Origin of the sequence: Roseomonas acroporae (assembly GCF_023223525.1) — a bacterium.
GTDB classification, from domain to species: domain Bacteria; phylum Pseudomonadota; class Alphaproteobacteria; order Acetobacterales; family Acetobacteraceae; genus Roseomonas_E; species Roseomonas_E acroporae.
Genome location: NZ_JALPRX010000269.1, coordinates 1 through 375, shown reverse-complemented (window position 1 = coordinate 375; position 375 = coordinate 1). Strand labels below are relative to the sequence as shown.

General features: G+C 78.9%; 1 protein-coding gene. It reads right to left on the bottom strand.

Annotation, left to right across the window (positions count from 1 at the left end):
* Positions 1-266, bottom strand: a 266-nt coding sequence (locus tag M0638_RS28455; protein WP_248670329.1) for a hypothetical protein, incomplete at its 3' end; no start/stop codon positions are given.
* Positions 267-375: the final 109 nt, after the last annotated feature.

The following is a 375-nucleotide window of genomic DNA, read 5'->3' as shown; positions in this document are numbered from 1 at the left end:
AGGACCTCGGCCAGCGCGGCCTCGCGGCTGATGCCGGCGGCGCGGCGCGCGGCGTTGCGCTGCCGCATGCGCTCGGCGTGGGCTGTCGATCGGCGGTCATCCACCGCCACACCGAGGCGCCGGAGCGCGCGGTACGCACTCCAGACGGACACCCCGTCCCGCGCCGCGATGTCCGCCACGGCCTCGCCGGCCAGCCGCGCCTCGGCCCACCGCAGCACGCGCCGCGCGCGCTCGATCTGCGCCATGGTGACGCGGCTCGCGTCCATCACACCCATCCCGCCGCCACGCGGCCGACGGCCCAGGGGGCTGAAGCCGTCGGCCGGGGCCGCGCGTCTGCGGATACGGGCCGGCGGCGCCGCAGACGGGAGCAGGGAC